Origin of the sequence: Flavobacterium sp. (assembly GCF_965262375.1) — a bacterium.
In the GTDB taxonomy this organism is placed as follows: domain Bacteria; phylum Bacteroidota; class Bacteroidia; order Flavobacteriales; family Flavobacteriaceae; genus Flavobacterium.
On record NZ_OZ253527.1, the window covers coordinates 123,185 to 141,033 of the forward strand.

Sequence of the window (17,849 nt, forward strand, 5' to 3'; positions counted from 1 at the left end):
TTTAAACCCGTTAATTTTGTAAAACATTACCCAACCCAACCAGCATTCAAAAAAATGAAAGAGATCGTAGAATTATTAATCTTATCTATTTTAGGAGATCCAAAGATTACAAATAGTTTTCTCAACAACACCAAGACCTGGAAACGAGCACATTATGTTTATCTCTCAGAAATCATTGAATTTGAGTTAAAAAAAACCAAATTAATTGACGATAGAAAAAAAATTGAAATAGGGACTACAATTTCAGCCAGTACTTTAAAAAGGATTTTTGAATGCGACGAAAACAAAGTTTACACAGATGATATCCGCTTTATAAAAACGCTGGATAAACTGGCTATTTTCTTAGGCTACATAAGCTTAGATGATTTCATCACAAAAAAAACCTATACAGAAAACGAAATTGCAACTAACGCTACTAACATTTTACTTGAAGCACCTGAAACTGCTAGCCTCATTAGTGATGAAGCACTTTATACTATTATAAAAGATTTTTGCTATATAGAGCTTTACAGTATAAAAAAAATCCCTGATTATGAACCCGAAGATTTTTATAGAATTGTAGATCTTGATAGTCCTATCTTAAAAAGAATTACTCGAAATCTCAATGAACTTGTCGTTCAGGGTTATATTTACAACCACGAAAACAACCATTCTAATTATGAAATTTTCAACTTCAAGATTATTTCTAAAGAAGAGCGATCAGCCATCGTATCTACTAATGAATATTGGAATTTGACACTTACTAATCGCAATGGCACTAATACCCAAATAGTTAATTTCACAAATGAACAGGTATATTTCATAAAAAAAATAAACGGCCAATGGAAATTATGGGATAATTTCAATCCCAATAGCGATAAAATTATTGAAGATATAAAAGAAAGATCTAAAATTTAAAAATCCCTGAAAACAAAAGATTTTCAAGGATTTTCAATTAAAAATTTACATCAATTTTTTCAGCACTCACTTTTTCTCCATCAATAAATTCGAAAAACCAAGTGGTATCTTTACGTACAACCATACCACTTCTATTTTTAAATGTAGTCAAGAAAACTGAAGGATTAGAAGTTTTATACAAGATCATATTTTCTCCTGACAATTTATCCGTCACTTTATAAAACAATTCCGTTTTTTCGGTAACTACTTTAGTTTCTGTAACTACTTCCCTATTCATTTCTTTTAATTTAGCCTGAATAATCTCTTCATCAAAATCACGCCCATTGTATTTGTAGTTAGCTTTATCAAATGTCTTTATAGCCTCTATGGTCGCTAAATTATAAGCAGTTGCGTACTCTTTTTCACGACTCTCACCCAAATCAGTTGTAAACAACACATTCCCTTTACAATCTTTGAATTCAAATTTAATTCTTGTTGAAAACATATTCCCTTCCGTAATAGCGTTTACATACAATTTATTACAATTATATTCCATAAAACCTTCTGGTAATTTATCTGAAGACAAATAAGCATCAAATCCTTTTTGCTTTAAATACATTTTAACAGTTGCGTTGATGCGATATTGATTCTCCTCTTTTTGAAAAGAAAACTTTGCAGGAATTAGTACCGTTTTATAATCGTTCAAGGATTGCGCAAACCCTTGAAAAGAAATTACGGTTAGTAGTAATAAAACTATTTTTTTCATATTACAATATGTTTTTTAAAGTTACTAAGTTATTAATTTGTTTGATTTCTGAAGCTACAACCATATTTTCAGGATTAAAAAACAAAGCCTCAATACCAAAATCCATAGCTCCTTGCACATCCGCTTGTAGGCAATCGCCTATCATAATACTTTCTTCCTTACCCGCTCCAGCTTGCTTTAATGCCATTTCATAAATCGCTGGATGAGGCTTTTTCACACCTGCCATTTCCGAATGGGTAACTGTGTCAAAAAAATGCGCTATCCCTGAACGATGCAATTTCTTAAATTGTACCTCAGCAAAACCATTAGTAATAATATGCAAGCTGTATTTTTGATGCAAATATTCCAACGCTTCCACACAGCCGTCCATCAAATGATTGCTCGTAGGCAAATGAGCAATATAAGCATCCGAAAGTTGGTAAATTTGCGCATCGGTAATAGGAATTTGTAAGACTTCAAAGGAATCTTTCAACCGCTTGTAACGCAGTTCTTCGTGGGTAAGCTTATCAACCTGATACAACTTCCAACACGCTTGATTGATGGGATTATAAACCGACACAAAGACCTCTATATCTAATTGAGGAAACAACGGATTTAAAATTATTTCAAAAGCCTGTTTCGAATTTCTATCAAAATCCCATAAGGTATGGTCTAGGTCGAAAAAAACATGTTTAATTGTGCTAAATTTCAAAATTCCAATTCTAAATTAAACAATCAATAACAAGTTATCTAATTCCCTTTAACAATAACCACATCTTCCAAATTATACATCCAGTTATCCACATCGGTTTCATTGATTTTTAAAACCCCAGACAAAGTAACGTATTGGTCGGTGCGCAATTTCATTTTACCCCCACGGAATTTTAAACCCGCAATGGTTTCGGGTCCTGCTTTTCCACAAAAGAAACAAGAGGCAAACACGTTTTTACTAATAGCATAATTGACATTATCAATAGGCACGATAAACCCCGACAAGAACACACGCTTGTTGTTCCGCATTTTAATCTCAGGACTAATAACGGGATAATCCACCATGCCATAATCCTTATGCTGTTTTTTAACAAACTTAATGTACCCTAATTTTTTCCAGGTCAACGTATCGTTCGTAACCTTGTTAGTCGTTATCGATGTATGAAAGGAATCTTCTTTCTTCTGAAAACTTACCAAACCTAGGGCAAGTCCTAAAAACACTAGTATATATTTACGCATTAGCTAAAATTTTTGAAATATTCATCTGATAAGCTTTCACCGCTGGCAATACTGCCGAAACCATTCCGATAGCCAAAGTAGCTACCAAAATCCAAATTTCTTTGTCCCAAATGATTTCATACGGATTAAAACCAATTTTAAAATCATCTTGAGCCAGCTTAGAAATCCATATCAGCGCAAATCTACCAATTATCGTTCCAAAACAAAAACCTAGCACACACAAAATCAAACTCTCTAACAGTACTAAACTCATGATTTGAAAGCGGGACGCTCCTTGCAAACGCAATAAGGCAAATTCATACTTACGCTCCTTCAATCGATTGTACAGCGCAATAAAAATACTAATCCCCGAAATCAACATGATACCCAGTGCCAAATAAGTCAAACTTTCTATGCCCACCCCAAAAAGCGTAAACAGTCGGTTGATTTCGATAGCGGGCGAAACGGCTTGCATTTTGGTATTTTGGGCAATCACACGAGGCCACATCATTATCGCCATTTTGTTGCGAAATTTAAGCAATACCGCAGTAATTTCTTTAGGCGATTCGTGTTCGTGTTCGTGTGCTTCATCCGTTCCGTGCGTTTCATGCACCGCCCAAACACTTGCTATATTCGAAACAATTAAATTATCAATAAGCTTACCCGTAGGCGCTAAAACCCCCGCCACTTTATACGGTTGCGATTCGTGTTTTTCTCCTTCTTTAGCCTCCCCATGAATACTGTAAAACGTCTGCCCTACCTGCAATTGACTTTTTTGAGCCACATTGTGCCCTAAAACCACTTCTAAGGATTGCGCAAACATTTTTCCTCTGACCACCTGGGCTTGAAATTTATCCAAATAATCCCTTGTGGTACCCACCATTTTGTACCCTAAATAATTATCGCCATAAGCCAGCGGAATGGCTTTTTGCACAAAAGGGTGACGCATCCAAACCTGAGCCGAATCATTGTCTATATTTCCCGTAGGCGCATCCACTTGATACACCGAGGACAAAACCAACTGTAACGGACTCCCTTGAGCTCCTAAAACCAAATCGACTCCATCGGCATTATTCGTAAACTGTTCTTCAAACTGTTTTTGTAACAATACTAACAAGGTGATAATCCCCACACTGGTAGCCAACAAAATAACACTCAAAGCCGTGTTGAGGGGTTTGTAAACGATGTTTCTCCAAGCTAATTTGACTATCATACTAAGGCAATTTGATGGTTAAAACGCTGTTTCAATCGCGAGTCGTGAGTAACTACAATCAATGCTGTTTGATGATTTTTAGCAATATGCGCCAGCATATCCGCAACAATAAACGCATTGTCGTCATCTAAACTGGAAGTAGGTTCATCGGCCAGCACCACTTTAGGACTGTTCATAAACGCCCGCGCAATACTCAAGCGTTGTTGTTGTCCAACACTCAATTGATGCGGGTATTTATGTTCTTGCGATGCTAAACCTAAATCCGTCAATAACGCCTTTGCCTTTTGCGTTTGCTTGTGTGAAGTTGCCATATACCCTCCCATCTCTAGATTTTCCAGAACGGTTAAGGCTTCTATAAAATAATTTTGTTGCAACACCACTCCTATGTGTTGTCCACGGTAAGCATCCATTTGCTTAGGGCTTAATTGAGTTATCTCGGTAGCGTCTATTCTAATCTGACCACTTTCGGCCACTAACAAGCCCGACAGTAGGTGCAACAAGGTGGTTTTGCCCACCCCCGATTGCCCAGTAACCAACATGACTTGCGAGGCCTCACAGCTAAAATTAGGAAACGTAATGGTTTTTTGATTGGGATACGTATATTGTAATTCCTGTACGTGTATCATTTATAACAGATTTTCATCGGCAAAGCTAAAGTACGTCTTTTCGGTGAGTATCAAATGGTCGAGGATTAAAATATCCAAATGTTTTCCCGCCTCGACAAACTTTTTGGTCAATTGCACATCGGCATCACTGGGTTGCAATTTCCCAGACGGATGGTTGTGCAGGAGGATAATTCCGGTGGCAAAATGCTCGAAGGCGAGTTTAAACACCAAGCGCGTATCTACAATGGTTCCTGTAATACCGCCTTTGCTCACCTGACTTTTATAAATTACTTTATTGGAATTATTCAATAGAATAACCCAAAATTCCTCATGAGGCAACTCCCCCATGAGCGGATGCATGAGGTGAAAAACCTCAGCGCTGGTGGTTATTTTGGGTTGTTCTTCCTGTGCTTCCTCTCGGCGTCGGCGACCTAACTCCAGCGCTGAGGCTATGGTTAAGGCTTTTGCCGTACCCACACCTTTAAACTGCGTGAGTTGCTGAACTGATAGTTTCCCTAATTGATTGAGATTGTTATGCACCGAACCAAGAATGCGTTGGCACAATTGAACGGCACTTTCATTTCGAGAGCCCGAGCCGATAAGAATGGCTAAAAGTTCGGCATCAGAAAGGGCGACTTTGCCCTTTAACAGGAATTTTTCACGTGGGCGGTCATCCTCGGCCCACTGGTTGATTGGCATAAACATAATTGACTGGCTTTTAATTATTTAAAATTACAAAATAAATTTCAAGAACATCAAGAATCATTTTTATTTTTATTTATTCTAAATAAATTTTGCAAATCAAGAAAAACCTTATAATTTCGTACCGTTATTTTTATTAAATCTAAATAAATGAATAAAGCAGTACATGTGGCTTTGCTTTGCTTCTTAGGAATGACAACGGTACAAGCTCAGAAAAAGAATCAATCCAAAAAAGATTCTATTAACAGTCTAAAAGAAATTGCGATAAATGGAACAGCTAACAAGTTTGCCTCCAAAAATGTTTCTAGTAGTTTGAGACTAAAAACCGAAATTGCTAAACTCCCCCAAAACATTCAAGTAGTCACGGCTGAACTCCTGAAAAGCCAAAATATTACGAACATGATGGATAATGTTACTCGAAATGTTAGTGGCGCACAGATGAATGAACATTTTGGCAATTATGCTAATATTTATATGCGTGGGTTCAAACTGCCTTCTTTTAGAAATGGAATGAACATTGATATTGGCTATGGTCCATTAGCTACCGACCTATCGATGGTGGAGAATATAGAGTTTATCAAAGGACCTGCGGGCTTTATGACGGCCGTGGGAGCTCCAAGTGGGATATATAATGTAGTAACAAAAAAACCTACTAAAAGAAATATAAACGAGGTGAGTTTTACGACTGGTAGTTTCAATTTTTATAGAGGAAGCTTAGATACTGGAGGTGTCTTAAGCCCTGATGGTAAATTTCAATACCGTTTTAACGCCATGTATCAAAGCAATGAAACGCAGCGACATTTTGAAAAAAACAGCCGATACAGTATAGTGCCATCTTTCAAATATGAGTTTTCTGACAAGACTTCATTAACAACCGAGTTTACCTATCAAAAAGCAAAACAAATGTTGAGTGCATCTTATGTTTTTGCTCCTTTACAAAATGGTTTAGGGAGTTTGCCTCGCGACATTTCACATATTGACAAAGGGTACCCTACTTCTAATTTGGAGGAAGTGAATTTATTTATAGATTTTAATCATAAATTCAACAGCAAATGGTCGTTACACACGCAATACATGATTATGCAATACAAGCAACTGGGGCATACTACCTGGGTATATGGTATGCATCCGCTTGGGTTGACTCAACGCTATTTGCATAATTTTGATACCAAAGCAATTAATAAAATAGCACAATTATACCTGAACGGAGAAGTAAGTTTTTGGGGAATTACTCATAAATTGTTAGGTGGAATTGATTACAAAAGATTAGATAGTCGATATGATTGGTCAAATGCGCTTCCGTATGATATCGTTCCATTCAACGTGTCAAATCCTGTGTACGGGAATGCTGTATTTCCAGTTTTGGACAGAAGTCATGGTCTTGCTAACGTAGGGAGCGGAACAGAATATGCTTCCATGTTTGCTCAAGATGAGCTATGGACACTCCACAACAGGCTACGATTGACCCTTGCAGGGCGTTATTTTAATGGAAAAACAAATGATGATTACAAGCAAAATTCAACCATAAAAAAAATCACCCCTCGTTTGGGATTGAGTTTTGATATTACAAACCATTTTACCGCCTATGCGCAATATGACAATTCAATAAATCCAAATTATGGGATGAGCAAAGAAAATAAAACCTTTGACCCTGAGACTTCTAAAAACATAGAAGCGGGTCTTAAAAAATCGTTCTTTAATGATAAATTAAAAACTACTCTATCTGCTTATAAAATAAATAAAGAAAATGTGCTGGTAAGCGACCCGACAGATATTAATTTCAAAATACAAGTGGGCGAAATTGAATCAAAAGGAATAGAATTTGACACACAAGGGCAACTAACACCGCAACTGAATGTAGTTTTTAATTATGCATTTACAGAGGCAAAAGTAGTTGCAGATACTAATCCACTTAATGTAGGCAAAAAGGTAGAAGGCTATTCAAAACATACTACTAATGGCTGGTTGAATTATAATTTCAAGGACAACACTATGTTCAAAGGTTTTGGAGTAACTCTAGGCTACCAGTACTTAGTAGACCGTTCAACATCTAATTGGGGGACAGACAACAAAAGTATTTTGCCTGATTATTTCAGACTTGATGGTGGCATCAACTGGAAATACAAAGGATTTAACATCGCTGTAAATGCAAATAACCTTCTCAATCGTTATTTGTACTCTGGAGGATTCTTACCCGATTCTGGTGCGGGTGCTATTGCCTACTGGCAAAGTGAGCCTGGTAGAAACTGGAAAGCAACAGTAAGCTATAAATTCTAAACTCAAAGGGGCTTTGAAAAACAACTAAACAAATTTTGATTTCATCCATTAGCTATAAAGGTTTGAAAAGCCCCTAAATATATCTGAAATGAAAAATACAATTAAAGGTAAATTCAGAAAAATTCACCTGTGGTTAGGCTTAACTTCAGGGCTAATCGTTTTTATAGTCGCTCTTACAGGTGCCTTATATGCTTTTAAAAATGAAATTGAAGCGGTATGTAAAGAACAGCATTTGATTGATTCTAAAGAAAAAAAATTACTCCCCCCTAGTAAATTAAAATCTATAGTCGAAAAGGAAATCCCTAATAAGAAAGTACATGCTATTCAATATCATGAAGCTACTGAGCCCGCAGAAGTTATTCTTTATAATGCAGCACCTAAATATCATTATATCGTTTCCTTAAATCCTTATAGTGGTAAAGTATTGCATATAAAAAATGAAGAAGAAGGTTTTTTTCATTTCATTTTTCAAGGACACATGTATTTATGGCTTCCACAAGCTTTAGGGCAAATCGTGGCAGCTACAGCAACTTTGCTGTTCTTATTTTTGGTTATTACAGGGCTCGTTTTGTGGTATCCTAAAAGAAAAAAAGAACTTAAAAAAAGAGTTTGGTTTCGCTGGAAAGAAGATATAAAATGGAAACGAAAAAATTTTGACCTACATAGCATCATCGGTTTTTACGTTTCGCTACTCGCATTAATATTCATCATCACAGGATTGGCTTGGGGGTTTCCATGGTTTGGATATTTATATTATAAAGCCATTGGTGGAGAAAAATCAGTATTATATGTCGACCCAGTATCGTCAAAACAAAAAACTATAGATAGTATTCCTTCAATTGACAAGGCGTTTTACATAATGAAAGTGGAATATCAGTCAGCTAAATCCATTGAGATTCATCCTCCAGAAACAGACAGTACTTCTATTGCCTGTAATGCTAATTCAGAGAAAGAAACGTATTGGAAAACTGATTATCGCTATTTTGACCAATATACTCTTGAAGAAAAAAGTGTAGACCTTGTGTGGGGAAGATTTGCAAAAGCAGATAACTCCGATAAACTATTGCGTATGAATTATGATATCCACACGGGTGCAATTGCAGGATTAGCTGGAAAAACATTTGCATTTTTAATCAGTCTTCTCATCGCTTCACTTCCTGTAACAGGATTCTTGATTTGGTGGGGACGCAAAAACAAATAACTATGTGCTGCAACTTCTCAATCCTAAACAAAACAAACAAAGGTATGTTGATACATCTAAACGGATGCAATAAATACCAATTGACCTACAACAATTTGAACTTTAGTCTTACAAACTGCGAATTAAGAGCGCTAAAGAAATATTTAAGTCGCATTAAACCTGACTATTGGGAAAAAGAATATGAAAATTCTGTGTATGAAAAGAAAATTCCAATTCCCACGACCCAAGATAATTTTATCATCATGATAAACCGAGTGGAACTGTTTGAATTGCAATTACTGATTAACATATCAAAAAGTGATATACATAATTTTTTGATAGATGAAATGTTAGCTTTTAATTGGAATTAGGAATAAGTAGTTCCACTTCAACACAAGGACATTACCAGGAGATACGACGAAATAATTATCATTGTGACCATTGGTGACATAGTCAGTAAAAACGCATGAGGGCATTTCATTACACTTCACTACTTGGAGATTGCTTCGTCGTGCCTCCTCGCAATTAATAAACACTCATGATACCAAGTATTTCCTCATACAAATCTTTCCATTCAGGGTTTATGCTCAAAATTAAATCAATTTTATCTTGTCGTGAACCTGCTTTGATTTGTTTTTCTCTGCCAATGGCATCGCCTATCATTTGAAAAGATTCGTAATAAACCAACTTATTGAGATTGTACCGAGCTGAAAAGGAATTTGGATAACGTTTCTCTTTATGTTCTAAAATACGTTGGGGTAAATTTGAGGTAACCCCAACGTACAAGGTTGTATTATTTTTGTTTGTAATAATGTAAATAAAGCCAGGCTTCATCGTTTAATTTGTTTATTAGATTGCTTCAATGTACTTTAGCAAGGAAGAGATTACTTCATCTTGCCTCAGCTGGTAGAGATTGCTTCGTGCCTCGCAATGACGTAACGTAATAAACTACCCTATCAACCCTTTCACTTCTTCAAAATCCAAACCACCATAATTACCAGAACTCATTAATAATAAGGCTGAATTATCAAGGTTTTGACTGAACAGATATTCTTTAAATTCACTTGGATTGGTGTAAATCACTAAATCATCACGTTTGAATGATTGTGCGATTTGATCATAGGTTACTTCTTCTAGCTTTTTAATTTTTACCGCATCGGGTGAATAAAATACTACGGCAACATCGGCAGCATCGAGTGCGCCTTCATATTGTTTTAGGAATTCGGCATTTAAACTACTATAAGTATGCAATTCTAAACAAGCGACTAATTTTCTATCGGGATATTGTGCTTTTACCGCTTTGGTCGTTGCTGACACTTTACTAGGTGAATGCGCAAAATCTTTGTAGGCTACTTTGTTTGAGCTTTCAGCTATTTTTTCTAAACGTTTTGAGGCTCCTTTAAACGATGCAATGGCTTCATAAAATTCGGCTTCATCTACCCCCATACATTGACACACCCATTTGGCTCCTGCCAGATTATTCAGGTTATGCTCGCCAAAAACTTCAATTGGCATAGGTCCTTCAGGGGTTTCTAATAACGTCACTCCATTTTCTACCGCATATTCTGGGGTGAAATATGGAATTTTACGAATAGGATTGTCGGCATTTTCCGATACACGTTTTACCTCAGCATCGTTTTCATTGTATATCAAAATACCTCCATTGGTAATTTTCTGAATGAAAATCTCAAATTGCTCCACATAGTTTTCATAGGTTGGAAACACATTAATATGGTCCCACGCAATTCCAGAAATCAATGCAATATTTGGATTGTATAAATGAAATTTAGGTCGCAAATCAATTGGAGAAGTTAAATATTCATCACCTTCTAAAACGATAAACTCATTCTCTTCTGTCAAATGCACCATGGTATCAAAACCTTCTAACAAAGCTCCCACCATATAGTCCACCTTGATGTTATGATAATGCATCACGTGCAAAATCATGGAAGTGATAGTCGTTTTACCGTGGCTTCCGCCTATCACTACGCGTGTTTTATTTTTCGATTGTTCGTATAAAAACTCAGGGTAGGAATAAATTTTCAATCCTAATTCTTGTGCTTTTAGCAATTCTGGATTATCAGCTTTGGCGTGCATTCCTAAAATGACTGCTTCAATATCTGTGCTAATTTTTTCAGGAAACCATCCCAATTCCGCTGGCAAAAGTCCTTTAGCTTCTAAACGCGATTTTGAGGGTTCAAAAATAGCATCGTCGCTACCTGTTACTTTGTATCCTTTATTATGTAAGGCTAATGCTAAATTGTGCATGGCTGAACCGCCTATGGCTATGAAGTGTAGCCCCCTAGCACCCGAAGGGGGAACGTTTTGATTTGTATTCATTTCTATATTTTAATATCCTCTATCAAGCCCTTCCTTAGAAGGGTTTGGGAGGATTTGTTTACTATTTTTTAAGCTTGTTCAAATATAAGTTATAATGTTTTTCAAAAAAATTTTATGATTAAATTATCTTTGAAAAAAATTACTATCCCTCCCAACCATTTCCGCATTTTAAGCCTCTATATAAGAAACAAACCAAATCATGAAGTATTTCAAAATTTTCCTTTTATTATGTAGCACGATTGCTTTTTCACAAGATTACAAAACACTTTGGAGCGAAACCATACAGGATGAACTGGATGGAAAGACTGAAAGTGCTTCCAAAAAAGTACAAAACATTTATACAATTGCTAAAAAACAGAATGATGAAGTACAACTCATAAAGTGTTTCTTTTATATTTCAAAATTTCGACAAACTTTTGATGAAAAATCGCAAGTCACTATTATCAAACAATTGCGGGAAGAAATTGCGACGGCAAAACCTGTAGCTAAGGCCATACTAAACTATGTGTATGGTAAAATTTTAATGGATTTTTCTTCATATCATTATTACAACATTCAAAAAATCTCCACTGTTCAAGGTGTTTTATCGCCTGAGATTGCTACTTGGTCGTTAGAAAATTTCACCAATGAAATCAACAAGACCTTTACTGAGGTTTTTGCGAACAAAGAATTACTCCATCAAACACCCATAAACAATTACCGCGAAATCCTTGAAATCCCAGCCTATGTAGATGGCAAAAACTATACGTTATATGAACTCTTATGTAATGAAATCACCAAAGAATACAGCCAACGTCTTTCTCACTATACTTACAGAAAGGATTTGCCTTTTACCGCTGAACAAATTGAAAAATTATATTCCCAAACCAACCTATTTGTTACTGTAAAAGACAACACCTATACGACTTCGTTTCAAAACTTTTTAAACATACTTCAATCCAAAGAAGATTTTGAATTGAAAAACAATCCTGCGTCTATTGATGCATCTTATTACAAACGTCTGGAAATCATCGATGGTTTGTTTCACATGCCTCATTTACTATTCCCAACATTAGATGCTTTAGAAAAGGAAACCAAAAACCAAACGCTTCGCAACGAATTGTATCTTAAAAGAGTGAAACGTATAGCTACGCTAAGCAACAAAAATGATAATCCAAATGCCTTAAAAGAAGTTGTTGCGCAATTAAATGAAATCATAAAATCAAATCCTAATGAATATACTACCGCCGAAGCGCAATTAGAAAAAGAAAACATTTTAAATAAATTTCTTCATATTCAACTCAACCGAGTAAATTATGAAGGAGAAAACACACGTGCCCACATTGATTTTAAAAACATTGACCAACTAAAAGTTAATTACTACAAACTTTCTGTAAAAGATTATCTGAGACTTTTCAATAATTACAAAGACCGAGAACTTGAAATTGAAAAACACATTCAGAACAAAAAACCTTTTTTAGAAACGGTAAAATCCCTTGGAAATCCTAAAAATCACTATCAATATTCGACTGAAATTTTGATGAACAAACTACCTTTAGGGTATTATATCATTTCTTTTGAAGATACCGATAAAGAAGCAAATACCCAATTGGATAAAAATTACAGTTTTTATCAAGTGACTAATATAACTTATGTGGACGACGAAAATGATTCACACGATTTATATTATTTATTGGATAGAAAAATAGGCAAACCTTTGACCGATGCCTATCTTGTCAATAAAGAAAAGAAAATTAAAGCTGATGCCCTGGGTAAAATCAGTTATCCAAAAGAATCTAAAGATTCCAAAAACACCCTAGAAACTTATCTCGTACACGAAAAAGACAGCATCGCTTTTAATTACAGTGTTCCATTAAAATACGACAGCAAGGACGACGAAGATGAAGATTTCAAGGCAAAAGCCATGTTGTATTTAGACCGTGCTATTTATCGTCCTGGACAAAAGGTTTATTTCAAAGGGATTGTATTTCAAGACAAAAACAACAAAAAAAGTGTCGTCCCTTTTGTGACTGTACACCTTACCGTCGACGATGCCTCTAATGAAACGATAAAAGAATTTGATTTACAAACCAATGAATTTGGTTCCTTTTCTGGGGAATTTGATATTCCTAAAAACTGTATGACTGGGGAATTTTCTATTGAAATTGAGGAACCCGAAGAAAAATTCTTGGCACAAGACAAAAAATATTACAACAAAAAAGAAGAAGAACACGCTTTTTGGGAAAATGTAGATTTTGAAAACAATAATTTTGAATTCAAAGTAGAAGAATACAAACGTCCTACCTTTGAAATCACGATAGACAAACTAAAAGAAGCCTACCGCTTGGGTGATTCAGTAGTATTAACTGGATATGCTAAAACTTTAGCAGGAAGCAATTTGACTCATGCAACAGTAAAATATAGCATTACCCGTAGTTATTATACTAACGATTACAAATCATCAAATGACAAAAATTATATTCAAAAAGAAATCACCACAGATACTGAGGGTACTTTTAGCATCCCTTTACATTTTACGGTAAATGATGTTAAAGATGATTTACTAAGAGACATGTCGTTTACCATCGCTATCGATGTCACCGATACCAATGGAGAAACGCGTAGTAAAAGTCACTCGATAGTTGTATATCCAAACACCTTAAAAATTAAAACCAAAAATTTATATAACGCCTTTGAAGAAGACCAAAACAATTTTAATGTTGAAATTACTAATCTTGATGAACATCCTATTCCTTACCAAGGTAAAATTGCCATCTATAAAAAAGAAAGAAATTACCATTTAAAACCTAGAGCTTTTCAAACGCCTGAAATCCAAAATATTTCGGAAGACACATTCAAAAAGTTATTTCCGCATGAACCCTATAAAGATGATACTCTAAATGGATTAACCTTGATAGACTCTCTAGTTTTTGACACCAAAAACGGAAATGATATAGTATTGCCTAAATTAACAAAAGGCTACTATAAAACCGTAACTTCTCTTGTAGACACTAAAGGAACTCCCGTAAAGGAAGAAAATCATTTTGAAATTAAGTCTAAACTTAATCCATCTACTGAAGAAAGATTATTTGTATACAAAAGAATCAACTACGACGATGATAAACAAATTCATTTAGAAATCAACACTAGTATTCCTGACTTATACATAACCACACGCTTTTATTGCGGAAAAAATATAGTTGAAGAAAAAATTACGTTGATAAAAAATGGAAAAGGGATGGTTAGTTTCGACAAATTAAAAAACCCTAAATACGATTATAGTTTCTTTTTCTCAACCCAATGGGAAAACATGGGCTATGCTCAAAATGTGACTTTAGCCAAAGAAGCCAAAACCAGAAAATTTGATTTTGAAGTGGTTGCATTTAGAAGCAAAATTGAACCTGGAAGTAAAGAAAACTGGTCGTTTAAACTAACCGACAACAAACTAGAAACCGAAGTATTAGCCTCTATGTACGATACTTCTTTGGATTTATTTGCTAAAGAAAACTGGAAGAAACCATCTTTTTACAGTTATGCATCACCTGATTACCCAAATGTAAGTAATTACAATACCGAAGATGTTTATTTTGCATCCAGAACAAGAAAAAAAATATATTATCATAAAATTAGCTTTGCTCCGCAATTCCAATGGTTCGGTTTTAGTTTCACTAATCCAAAAAACAATTACATCCAAAAACAATACGAACAAAGCGTAGCACAACAACAAGTTATACGCTTAGGAACAAAAACTGTCACAGGTACAGCATCTGATAGTAATGGTCCTTTACCCGGAGTAAATGTTGTGGTTAAAGACACACAAATTGGAGTTTCTACAGGTTTTGACGGTTCGTATTCCATAAATGTCAAGGAAGGTGAAATATTAGTATTTTCTTTTTTGGGCATGCGTGATGTTTCTAAAACTGTTGGAACTTCAAACGTTATAAATACTGTACTTCAAGATGAATCTAAAAAGCTAAGTGAAGTAGTGGTATCAGCTTTTGGGATTACAAAGAAAGAAGGAGCTTACAATCCTAATATTATTGTTGTCACTTCAAATGATAAAGATTTGAGTTATTTCAAGAAATATAGAAAACAACTTTTTGAAGACGAAGAAAATGAATCAAGAGTTGTAAAAAAATCATTAGCCTATTCTGTTACAAACGTTGAAAGCGTAGTAATAAGAGGCTCTAGTTCTCTAAAAGAAAATGAAAAAGCTTTATTGGTAATCGATGGAGAAATCAGAGACAATCTAAATGTTGATGCAGTTTCACAAGATGACATCACTAGCATTACCATTTTAAAAGACAAAGAAGCAACTGCTTTATACGGTTCAAAAGGCGCAAACGGTGTTATTATTATCACTACTAAAAATGCGATGAAAGCATTGAGTGACGTTAAAACCCGTACCAACTTTAACGAAACGGCTTTCTTTTATCCGCATATCACAACCGATAGTAAAGGAAAATTTGCATTTAATTTTACCACTCCTGAATCATTAACCGAATGGAAATTACGTTTATTAGGCCATGATAAAGAATCAAACATTGGTACTTTTGAAACGGAAATCATTTCGCAAAAAGACGTGATGGTTATGCCTAACATGCCTCGTTTTGTAAGAGAGACAGATACCATTACTTTATCGAGCAAAGTGGTTAATTTAACCTCTGAAGAAAAATCAGGAAATGCTGTTTTACAATTGTTTGATGCCGTAACTGGAAATCCTATAGATGCAGTTTGTTTAAACTCAAATAACATTAAAACCTTTAACTGCAAAGCGAAAGAAAGTATTGCTTTAGAATGGAAAATCACTATTCCTGAAGGGATTCAAGGTTTACAATATAAGGTAATTGCAAAATCGGGCAACTTTAGCGATGGTGAAGAAAACATGTTACCCGTGTTGAGTAACAAAATTTTAGTTACCGAAGCTCTGCCTATTTGGGTTCGTGAAAACACTAAAAAAGAATTTGTTTTTGAAAATTTAAAAAATAATGACTCAAAAACCTTAAAGAATCAATCATTTACTTTTGAGTACACTTCTAATCCTACTTGGTTAGCCATACAGTCATTGCCATACTTAATAGAGTTTGAACATGAATGTGCCGAGCAAACTTTTGCTAGATTTTATGCCAATACATTGGCATCAAAAATTATAGATAGCCAGCCCAAAATTGCCGAAGTTTTTGATAAATGGCGTAAGGAACCTAACAAAAAATCGAAACTGGAAATGAATGAGGAATTAAAATCAATTGTTTTAAGAGAAACACCTTGGTTCTTAGAGGCTGATGAAACAGAAAAAAACAGACGGGTGGCGACGCTTTTCGATTTACAGAAATTGAAAGAAAACAGCGCATCAGCTTTGAAAAAATTAGAAGAAAAACAAAAAAATAGCGGAGGGTTTGCTTGGTTTGATGGCGGTCAGGAAAACTATTATGTAACCCAACATATTCTTAGTGGTATTGGACATTTGAATAAAATGTTTCCATCGAACGATTTAAATACGATTACCGAAAAAGGAATTCCATTTATCGACACAAAGTTTATAGCCAATACGCAAACCCAACGCAAGGAAAAAAGACCGATTACCAATACTGAATTACAATATTTATACAGTCGAAGTTTTTATACCAAGCAATACCCTATTGTAAACGATTCGTTGAAAAAAGCGATTCAATACCAAATACAACAAACCAGAACTCACTGGCTATCTTTAGGCTTGGGACAAAAAGCCATGCTAGCTCTCTCAGCAAAACGATTTGGCGATAGTGTGTATGCTAAAAAAATTGTGACGCATTTAAAAGAAACAGCTATTAAAGATGCTGAAAAAGGGATGTATTGGATAGAAAATAAAAAAGGGTATTATTGGTTTGATGCTCCTATTGAAAATCAAGCTTTATTAATTGAAACTTTTGCAGAAATAGAACATGACCCAATCCTAATAAACAATTTAAAAGCTTGGTTAATTCATCAAAAACAAAGGGAACACTGGGGCACAACCAAGGCAACCACCGAAGCGGTATATGCTTTACTATCTAATGGAATCAAAGTAGTAGAACAAAAAAATATGACTAATTTTTCAATAGGCGACACACAATTATTGAACAAAAAATTAGCTTCTGCTAACACAGAAACGGCTACGGGGTATTTTAAATTACAATGGAAACCCGAAGAAATAACAAAAGAGCTAGCAACGATTACCATCGAAAATAAAAATGACTTGCCTCATTTTGGCGGAGCATATTGGCAGTATTTTGAACATTTAGAAAATATAAAATCAAACGCTAATACTACACTACAGATTAAAAAAGAGGTTTATAAAAAAATAAAAGATGCGAATGGAGAACGATTAATCTCATTAAACGAAACATCATTAAATGTTGGTGACAAAGTCAGCATCCGATTAGAAATCTCTTCCAATACAGATTTAGAATTTGTCCATCTAAAAGATTTGAGAGCTTCGTGCATGGAACCTATTGATGTTATTTCAACTTATAAAAATTCTTCAGGCTTAGGGTATTATATGAGTACGAAAGACACGGCAACTCATTTCTTTTTTGACAATATCAAACAAGGCACTTATGTACTAGAATACGAGCTACGAGTTAATAATTTAGGTGTGTTCAATAATGGTATCGTCACTCTGCAAAGCATGTATGCTCCAGAATTTAGTACCCATAGTAGCTCACAAAAAATAAGTATTACAAAGTAAGTTAATTAAGAAACCTA

The 17,849-nt window shown here is 34.9% G+C and carries 13 protein-coding genes; 5 read left to right on the forward strand and 8 right to left on the reverse strand.

Annotated elements, in window-relative coordinates; all coding sequences use genetic code 11:
- The first annotated feature begins 54 nt into the window (after nucleotides 1-54).
- Entirely contained in the window at nucleotides 55-897 is an 843-nt protein-coding gene (locus ACQY29_RS00650) for a hypothetical protein (protein ID WP_428223355.1), read from the forward strand.
- A 37-nt stretch (nucleotides 898-934) separates the two neighbouring features.
- Here the strand turns inward: ACQY29_RS00650 and ACQY29_RS00655 are convergent, their stop codons facing one another.
- Genes ACQY29_RS00655 through radC form a run of 6 tightly spaced genes read right to left on the reverse strand, consistent with a single transcriptional unit; the run spans nucleotide 935 to nucleotide 5,353 of the window.
- Complete coding sequence (locus ACQY29_RS00655) at nucleotides 935-1,642, reverse strand: hypothetical protein (protein ID WP_428223356.1); 708 nt, start codon at nucleotides 1,640-1,642, stop codon at nucleotides 935-937.
- A 1-nt stretch (nucleotide 1,643) separates the two neighbouring features.
- Nucleotides 1,644-2,333 (reverse strand): YjjG family noncanonical pyrimidine nucleotidase, encoded by a 690-nt coding sequence (locus ACQY29_RS00660; protein ID WP_428223357.1) that lies wholly within the window; start codon nucleotides 2,331-2,333, stop codon nucleotides 1,644-1,646.
- Between the two features lie 38 nt (nucleotides 2,334-2,371).
- On the reverse strand, nucleotides 2,372-2,851 hold the full coding sequence (locus tag ACQY29_RS00665) for a hypothetical protein (RefSeq protein WP_428223358.1): 480 nt from the start codon (nucleotides 2,849-2,851) through the stop codon (nucleotides 2,372-2,374).
- The gene (locus ACQY29_RS00670; protein ID WP_428223359.1) at nucleotides 2,844-4,043 is read right to left on the reverse strand and encodes an ABC transporter permease; all 1,200 of its coding nucleotides are present in this window, start codon (nucleotides 4,041-4,043) and stop codon (nucleotides 2,844-2,846) included. Before ACQY29_RS00670 ends, ACQY29_RS00665 begins: the two co-directional genes overlap by 8 nt.
- On the reverse strand, nucleotides 4,040-4,669 hold the full coding sequence (locus ACQY29_RS00675) for an ABC transporter ATP-binding protein (RefSeq protein WP_428223360.1): 630 nt from the start codon (nucleotides 4,667-4,669) through the stop codon (nucleotides 4,040-4,042). Before ACQY29_RS00675 ends, ACQY29_RS00670 begins: the two co-directional genes overlap by 4 nt.
- A complete protein-coding gene (gene radC, locus ACQY29_RS00680) occupies nucleotides 4,670-5,353 on the reverse strand; it encodes a RadC family protein (protein ID WP_428223361.1) in 684 nt (227 codons plus the stop codon). It lies immediately after the preceding gene.
- A gap of 147 nt (nucleotides 5,354-5,500) precedes the next feature.
- Between radC and ACQY29_RS00685 the strand changes: the two genes are divergently transcribed.
- The 3 genes from ACQY29_RS00685 (at nucleotide 5,501) to ACQY29_RS00695 (ending at nucleotide 9,178) form a co-directional block, all read left to right on the forward strand.
- Nucleotides 5,501-7,627 carry a TonB-dependent siderophore receptor gene (locus ACQY29_RS00685; protein WP_428223362.1) on the forward strand — a complete coding sequence of 709 codons (2,127 nt, stop codon included), beginning with the start codon at nucleotides 5,501-5,503 and terminating at the stop codon, nucleotides 7,625-7,627.
- Between the two features lie 88 nt (nucleotides 7,628-7,715).
- Entirely contained in the window at nucleotides 7,716-8,828 is a 1,113-nt protein-coding gene (locus ACQY29_RS00690) for a PepSY-associated TM helix domain-containing protein (protein ID WP_428223363.1), read from the forward strand.
- Nucleotides 8,829-8,830: 2 nt separating this feature from the next.
- Entirely contained in the window at nucleotides 8,831-9,178 is a 348-nt protein-coding gene (locus ACQY29_RS00695) for a DUF6686 family protein (RefSeq protein WP_428223364.1), read from the forward strand.
- Nucleotides 9,179-9,332: 154 nt separating this feature from the next.
- Here the strand turns inward: ACQY29_RS00695 and ACQY29_RS00700 are convergent, their stop codons facing one another.
- Nucleotides 9,333-9,641 (reverse strand): GIY-YIG nuclease family protein, encoded by a 309-nt coding sequence (locus tag ACQY29_RS00700; RefSeq protein ID WP_428223365.1) that lies wholly within the window; start codon nucleotides 9,639-9,641, stop codon nucleotides 9,333-9,335.
- A gap of 114 nt (nucleotides 9,642-9,755) precedes the next feature.
- Nucleotides 9,756-11,147, reverse strand: coding sequence for a UDP-N-acetylmuramate--L-alanine ligase (locus tag ACQY29_RS00705; protein ID WP_428223366.1), 1,392 nt, complete (start codon nucleotides 11,145-11,147; stop codon nucleotides 9,756-9,758).
- A gap of 199 nt (nucleotides 11,148-11,346) precedes the next feature.
- Between ACQY29_RS00705 and ACQY29_RS00710 the strand changes: the two genes are divergently transcribed.
- A complete protein-coding gene (locus tag ACQY29_RS00710; protein ID WP_428223367.1) occupies nucleotides 11,347-17,832 on the forward strand; it encodes an MG2 domain-containing protein in 6,486 nt (2,161 codons plus the stop codon).
- Nucleotides 17,833-17,849: the final 17 nt, after the last annotated feature.

Excerpts from the sequence above, each read along its gene's own strand:
- ACQY29_RS00685 (WP_428223362.1), top strand. The coding sequence starts at position 5,501 with ATGAATAAAGCAGTACATGTGGCTTTGCTTTGCTTCTTAGGAATGACA.
- radC (WP_428223361.1), bottom strand. The coding sequence starts at position 5,353 with ATGTTTATGCCAATCAACCAGTGGGCCGAGGATGACCGCCCACGTGAA.
- ACQY29_RS00675 (WP_428223360.1), bottom strand. The coding sequence starts at position 4,669 with ATGATACACGTACAGGAATTACAATATACGTATCCCAATCAAAAAACC.
- ACQY29_RS00695 (WP_428223364.1), top strand. The coding sequence starts at position 8,831 with ATGTGCTGCAACTTCTCAATCCTAAACAAAACAAACAAAGGTATGTTG.
- ACQY29_RS00665 (WP_428223358.1), bottom strand. The coding sequence starts at position 2,851 with ATGCGTAAATATATACTAGTGTTTTTAGGACTTGCCCTAGGTTTGGTA.
- ACQY29_RS00655 (WP_428223356.1), bottom strand. The coding sequence starts at position 1,642 with ATGAAAAAAATAGTTTTATTACTACTAACCGTAATTTCTTTTCAAGGG.
- ACQY29_RS00705 (WP_428223366.1), bottom strand. The coding sequence starts at position 11,147 with ATGAATACAAATCAAAACGTTCCCCCTTCGGGTGCTAGGGGGCTACAC.
- ACQY29_RS00690 (WP_428223363.1), top strand. The coding sequence starts at position 7,716 with ATGAAAAATACAATTAAAGGTAAATTCAGAAAAATTCACCTGTGGTTA.
- ACQY29_RS00710 (WP_428223367.1), top strand. The coding sequence starts at position 11,347 with ATGAAGTATTTCAAAATTTTCCTTTTATTATGTAGCACGATTGCTTTT.
- ACQY29_RS00650 (WP_428223355.1), top strand. The coding sequence starts at position 55 with ATGAAAGAGATCGTAGAATTATTAATCTTATCTATTTTAGGAGATCCA.
- ACQY29_RS00700 (WP_428223365.1), bottom strand. The coding sequence starts at position 9,641 with ATGAAGCCTGGCTTTATTTACATTATTACAAACAAAAATAATACAACC.
- ACQY29_RS00670 (WP_428223359.1), bottom strand. The coding sequence starts at position 4,043 with ATGATAGTCAAATTAGCTTGGAGAAACATCGTTTACAAACCCCTCAAC.